Consider the following 5,587-nt stretch of genomic DNA (forward strand, 5'->3'; position numbering starts at 1 on the left):
CGCCTCCCCCGGGGCCCATCGTCCCGCTGTACACCACGTCCACGCCGCTGGAGCCCGCGACGGTCCAGGAGACGGCCACCGCCATCATCACCCGCGTGGGTGACCGCGTCCGGGATCGCCACGCGCGCGAGGACATGTTCCAGTCGTATGACCACTACCTGCCCCTCTATTTCCAGGCGCGCACGCACTACATCGAAATCGTCGATGAGGTCGCCAAGGGCGGCAACCGCGTCACGGTGAACCTGCACACCGTGTACCCGTATGACCGTCCCGACTTCCGCGCCTTCTTCCGCGGGCTCGGCACCGTGGCGGAGTACTTCCACAACGCCCAGTTCACCACGGTGAACGACTACCTCTACACGTCCAGCGTCAACTTCAACGCCAAGGAAGGCCGCGCCATCCGCGTGGGTGACCGCATGGAGCTGGAGGTGGGCGTCTTCCTTCGGCAACCGGTGGAAGGCCGTTTCAACTACTACTCCACCACGTACCTCTACATGGTCGGCTCGGGCGGCGTGGTGCCCTACGACGTGACGGGTTCCATCCGGGACTCCATCCCCATGCCGCAGGCGGGCTGGAGCGGTGGCCGCACCACGCTGAGCTCGCCGCAGTCCAACGAGCCCGACAACCGCTTCCTGCAGATGGCCAACAACCTGGCGCCGGTGAGCGCGCAGGCCTTCGTGGAGGGCCGCCGCATCCACCACACGAACTTCGGTGACGGCAGCCACTCCGAGCCGGGCAACCCCGCCCTCACCCAGCACCAGGGCAAGCTGGGGCCCAGCTACGTCGCCCCGTCCTGCGTCTCCTGCCACGTGCAGAACGGCCGCGCCCTGCCCCCGGGCACCAACACGACGCTGACGAACTACGTGGTGAAGGTGGGCCAGTCCAACGGCGCCGCCGACCCGTTCCTCGGCTACCGGCTGCAGCCGCGCCGCACCAGCGGCACGCCCGAGGGCGCGGCCCGCATCACCGGCTGGACGGTCAGCTCCGGCACCTACGGGGACGGCACCGGGTTCGAGCTGCGCCGGCCCAACTACGCCTTCACCAACAACACGCCCACGAACTACTCGGCGCGCATCTCCCCGCAGCTGGTGGGCATGGGCCTGCTGGAGGCCATCCCCGAGTCGGCCATCGCCGCGCTGGCGGACCCCAACGACGGCAACGGGGACGGCATCTCCGGCCGCATGCACCAGGTGAGGGATCCGCAGACGGGCGTGACGCGCCTGGGCCGCTTCGGCTGGAAGGCCAGCACCGCCACGGTGCGCCACCAGGTGGCCGAGGCCCTCAACAGCGACCTCGGCGTCACCACCTCCGTCTTCCCGTCGCTGGACTGCGGCCCGTCGCAGCAGGGCTGCGCCGGCACCAGCACCGAGCTGGCCAACACCGAGCTGGACAAGCTCACGCGCTACATCTCCCTGCTGGGCGTGCCGGCGCGCCGCAACCTGAGCGACGCCACGGCGCTGCGCGGTGAGACGCTGTTCAACAACGCGGGCTGCGCGCGGTGCCACACGGCCTCCCTGACGACCAGCGCGTACCACCCGCACGCGGAGCTGCGCGGGCAGACCATCCGCCCGTACACGGACCTGCTGCTCCACGACATGGGCGCGGGGCTGGCGGACAACCTGGTGGACGGCCAGGCCACCGGCGCGGAGTGGCGCACGCCTCCGCTCTGGGGCATCGGCCTGACGGCGGGCGTCAGCGGCGGCGAGGCCTACCTGCACGACGGCCGCGCCCGCAACCTCTCCGAGGCCATCCTCTGGCACGGCGGCGAGGGCCAGGCGGCGCGCAACAACTTCGCCAACATGAACAGCGCGGACCGCAACGCGCTGCTGGCGTTCCTGCGCTCGCTGTAGGCCGCTAAGAATTTCCAGGGGGCCGCGCGTCACGGGCGGCCCCCTGTCTCAAACTCAGGACGCGTTCGCCGCCTGGAGCTTCCGGCCGCCCTGCATGATGGCCACGGTGACGGACTGGTTCCGGCCGTTGCGCTTCGAGTGGTAGAGGCACTGGTCGGCCAGGTCGATGAGCTGCTGCTTCTCCGTGCCGCTGTCGGGGAAGGTGGCGATGCCCAGCGACATGGTGATCTTCAGCGGCCCCATCTCCGTCTGGAACGTCTCCGCCTTCACGGCCTCGCGGATGCGCTCGGAGATGATGAAGGCGCCCTTGGCGTCCGTCTCCGGCATGATGATGACGAACTCCTCGCCGCCGTACCGCGCGACGATGTCCGTGTCGCGCGCCATCGTCTTGATGATGCGGGCCACGCCCTTGAGCACCTGGTCTCCCGTCGGGTGTCCGTAGGTGTCGTTGACGCTCTTGAAGTGGTCCACGTCGGTGAGGATGATGGAGCACTTGCGCTGGTACCTGCGCGCCTGGGCCAGGATTTCATCCGCCCTGGCCTGGAAGGTGCGGTGGTTGAACAGGCCGGTGAGGCCGTCCGTGGTGGCCATGCGCTCCATCTGCTCGAAGAGCTGCGCCCGGAGCACCGCCTGCGCCGCCTGGATGGCGATGACCTCAATCATCCGCAGCACGTCCTGCTCGAACGCGGCCTTCTTGCGCGAGCCCGCCACCAGCGTGCCCAGAATCCGGTCCCCCGCCACCAGCGGGAAGATCTTCAGCGCGCCCAGGCCGCGAATCTGCGTCTCGTCATCGAAGATGATCTGCCGGTCCATGGCCTTGATGTCGCGGCCCGGCAGCGGCGCCCCGTAGCGGACCACGTTGGCCACCAGCCCGTTGTTGTCCTCGAAGCTCTGGCCGGACAGCGCCTGGCCCTGCGCCGTCACGCCGGACATGCGCACCACGCGGTGCATGCGCTTGCCGTCCGCTTCGGACACCAGCGTCACCGCGCAGAAGTCCAGGCCCGCCAGCTGCCGGGTGCTCTCCAGCACCGCCACGAACACCTGGTCCGGGCTGCCCGCGCGGTTGAGCTCTTCAATGGCGCGGAAGAACCGGTCCTTCTCGTCGCGCGTCTTGCGGATGTAGCTCATCACCCGCTCTACCTCGATGGAGCGCAGCACCTCGCCGGCGATGATGGAGAGCAGCTTCTCGTCCTGGTCGCTGAAGGGCTCGTTGGCCAGCCGGTCCGCCACCAGCACGCCGCGCACCAGGCCGCTGGCCTCCAGGATGGGCACCGCCAGCAGCGCCTGCACCGCGGGGCCGCCGCCCTCGTAGTGCGTCACGCCCTTGAGCCCGCTCGGCGAGTTCATCCGCACCGGCGCGCGGCGCTTGAGCACGCCGCCGATGATGCCCTCGCCCGCGTTGAAGCGCTCGCGCTGCACGCGCTCGGAGCCGGAGCGGCAGTCGTACAGCTTGAGGCTCCGGTCATCCGACGTGAGCAGGAACGCGGCGCAGGTGTTCGTGCGCAGCCCCGTCTCCGCGATTTCGAGCGCGGCCTGCACGGCGCCTTCAATCTCCTTCACCGAGGCCACCAGCCACTTCTCGTCCGAGCTCATCCCGCTGAAGCTGTCCTGCGTGCCGGACGACACCAGCCGGAAGGTGCGCGCCCGCTCCTCCACCTCGCGGATGCGCTTCTGCACCGCGTCGCTCTCCGCCCGGCGCGCGGCGGCGATGCGCGTCGCCAGCACCAGGTGGTAGAGGCCGGAGAACAGGGCCAGGAAGGCCGCGTGTGTCAGGTAGCCCGTGGCGTTGGGCACCGGACCGACCAGCGTCACCAGCGCGTCGTACACCAGCGCCACGCCCAGCAGCGTCAGGCCCGCGTTGCGCGGCAGGAAGGCCACCAGGAACGCCATCAGCAGGTAGACGATGGGGAACAAATCCCCGCCGCCAATGGCCACCACGACGAAGGCCGCGGAGATGAGCGCGCCGCCCAGCTCCAGGTCGTCCCGCAAATCGATGACGGCGCCCACCGCGCCGCGCATGGCCCGGCGCCAGGCGGCCACGGCGATGCCCACCAGCAGGCAGCCCACCAGGGCCGCCTCCGTCCACCCCAGCGTGCTCAGCCCCCGGAAGCCGCCGCGCGCCAGGTGGATGAACGTGGCGAGCGCGGCCGCGGCGGGGATGGACCGGACCGCGAGACGCAGCAACCTTCCGGGAGACGGAAACTCGGCAAGCGACGTCATGGGGACTCCAGGTGGAAGATCAGCTCGCCCGGCTTCACGAAGCCGAGCTCCTCGCGCACGGCGCGCTCCAGCGCGGCCGGGTCCTTGCGCAGGGCGGCAATCTCCTTGCGCAGGGCCTCATTCTGGGTCGACAGGGAGCGGTTGCGGGCCTGCACCGACTCCACGTCCTGCCGGAGCGAGAGGTAGCGGCGGAAGCCCTTCGCGTCCACGACGGACACGAGGCTCAGGGCCGCAGCCACTCCCACCACCACCAGGAACTTTCGCCTCGCCGTCATGAACGCCGAGGACCGTACCAGTGGCCCCCTGCCCCGCAAGATTTCCGCTCCAGACCTGTAGCAATGCCCTGAGGCTACTCGGGCTGGGTCAGCAGCTTCTCCACGGCCTTCGCCATGTCGGCGTGGGATTCAACCCCATGCCAGCCCGCCACGGCCCGGCCCCGGCGGTCCAACAGCACGGTGGTGGGCAGGCCCTGGATGGCCCCGAAGGCGCTGTGGCCTTCAATCATCGCCTGGTCCGCGATCAGCACCGGGTAGCGCAGCGCGTAGTGGTCCGCGAAGGGGGCCAGGACCTTCTCCCCCTCCAGGTCCATGCCCACCGCCACCACCTGGAAGCCCCGGGGGCCGTAGTCCTTCTGGAGCGCCTCCAGCGTGGGCATCTCCGCCAGGCACGGGAAGCACCACGTCGCGAAGAACGAGACGAGCACCACCTTCCCGTCCAGCGCGCGCAGGTCATGCGGCGTGGGCCCCACCGACGGCAGCGCCAGCGCGTTGAGGAAGGCGTGCCCCGCGTCCACCGGGCGGGTCCCCCGGCAGCCGGCCAGCGCCACCAGCGCCACGAAGACGCCCCGGAGCAGCGCGCGGGACATGGCGCTCAGGCCTCCGAGGCGGGCGGCCCGGCCCGCTGGCAGTCACGGCACAGGCCGTACAGCTCCATCTTGTGCGACGTCACCTTGAAGCCGTGCTTGCGGGCCACGGCGTCCTGGAGCGCCTCGATGCGCTCGTTCTCGAACTCGATGATGGTGCCGCAGCGCGTACAGACCAGGTGGTCATGGTGGTCGCGCCCGGCGGCGGCCTCGTAGCGCGTCTGCCCGTCCCCGAAGTTGCGCGCGTGGGCCAAGCCACACTCGTTGAGCAGCTTCATGGTCCGGTACACGGTGGCGACGGACACCTTGGTGTCCTGTTCACGCACCTTGTTCCACAGCTCCTCCACCGACAGGTGACCTCCCACCGAGAAGAACGTGTCGATGATGAGGCTGCGCTGGCGCGTGCTCTTCAGGCCATGCTGGGCCATGTAGCGGGCAAGCACCTCGTCCTTGTCCCGGTCATCGTCGTGGTGGTGATGGCTGTGGCTCATGTGAGATCCTTCAAGGTCGACCCGGCCATTACCCGACAAAGGCGCCCCGCCGGAGAAGAAAACGTCACCGGCATGTGTTGGTCTCCGAACGCGGCGGGCCTGATACTCCGGTCCCATCCTCCCCGCAACGCCTGGCGTGCGGCCCCGGGGAGCGCCTCCCCTCC

5 protein-coding genes are annotated in these 5,587 nt (G+C 69.8%); 1 reads left to right on the plus strand and 4 read right to left on the minus strand.

Translation table 11 applies throughout. From position 1 onward, the window contains the following. A partial coding sequence (locus G4D87_RS32780) for a di-heme oxidoreductase family protein (RefSeq protein ID WP_163786622.1) occupies positions 1–1,850 on the plus strand: 1,850 nt, incomplete at its 5' end. Between the two features lie 54 nt (positions 1,851–1,904). On the opposite strand, the gene G4D87_RS32785 is transcribed toward G4D87_RS32780, so the two are convergent. The 4 genes from G4D87_RS32785 to G4D87_RS32800 all read right to left on the minus strand — a co-directional run bounded on the left by G4D87_RS32785 (position 1,905) and on the right by G4D87_RS32800 (position 5,423). Then, on the minus strand, positions 1,905–4,070 hold the full coding sequence (locus G4D87_RS32785) for a sensor domain-containing diguanylate cyclase (protein ID WP_163786623.1): 2,166 nt from the start codon (positions 4,068–4,070) through the stop codon (positions 1,905–1,907). Then, positions 4,067–4,345 (minus strand): FtsB family cell division protein, encoded by a 279-nt coding sequence (locus G4D87_RS32790; protein ID WP_163786624.1) that lies wholly within the window; start codon positions 4,343–4,345, stop codon positions 4,067–4,069. The genes G4D87_RS32785 and G4D87_RS32790 overlap by 4 nt, the downstream gene beginning before the upstream one ends. Before the next feature lie 74 nt (positions 4,346–4,419). Then, positions 4,420–4,935 carry a TlpA family protein disulfide reductase gene (locus G4D87_RS32795; RefSeq protein ID WP_163786625.1) on the minus strand — a complete coding sequence of 172 codons (516 nt, stop codon included), beginning with the start codon at positions 4,933–4,935 and terminating at the stop codon, positions 4,420–4,422. 5 nt (positions 4,936–4,940) lie between these two features. Beyond that, positions 4,941–5,423 (minus strand): Fur family transcriptional regulator, encoded by a 483-nt coding sequence (locus G4D87_RS32800; RefSeq protein WP_176413408.1) that lies wholly within the window; start codon positions 5,421–5,423, stop codon positions 4,941–4,943. Between the last annotated feature and the right edge of the window lie 164 nt (positions 5,424–5,587).

Origin of the sequence: Myxococcus vastator, from assembly GCF_010894475.1 — a bacterium.
GTDB lineage: Bacteria > Myxococcota > Myxococcia > Myxococcales > Myxococcaceae > Myxococcus > Myxococcus vastator.

What these genes read in the sequence shown, in the direction of transcription:
- G4D87_RS32785 (WP_163786623.1), bottom strand. Translation starts at nt 4,070, where the DNA reads ATGACGTCGCTTGCCGAGTTTCCGTCTCCCGGAAGGTTGCTGCGTCTC.
- G4D87_RS32790 (WP_163786624.1), bottom strand. Translation starts at nt 4,345, where the DNA reads ATGACGGCGAGGCGAAAGTTCCTGGTGGTGGTGGGAGTGGCTGCGGCC.
- G4D87_RS32795 (WP_163786625.1), bottom strand. Translation starts at nt 4,935, where the DNA reads ATGTCCCGCGCGCTGCTCCGGGGCGTCTTCGTGGCGCTGGTGGCGCTG.
- G4D87_RS32800 (WP_176413408.1), bottom strand. Translation starts at nt 5,423, where the DNA reads ATGAGCCACAGCCATCACCACCACGACGATGACCGGGACAAGGACGAG.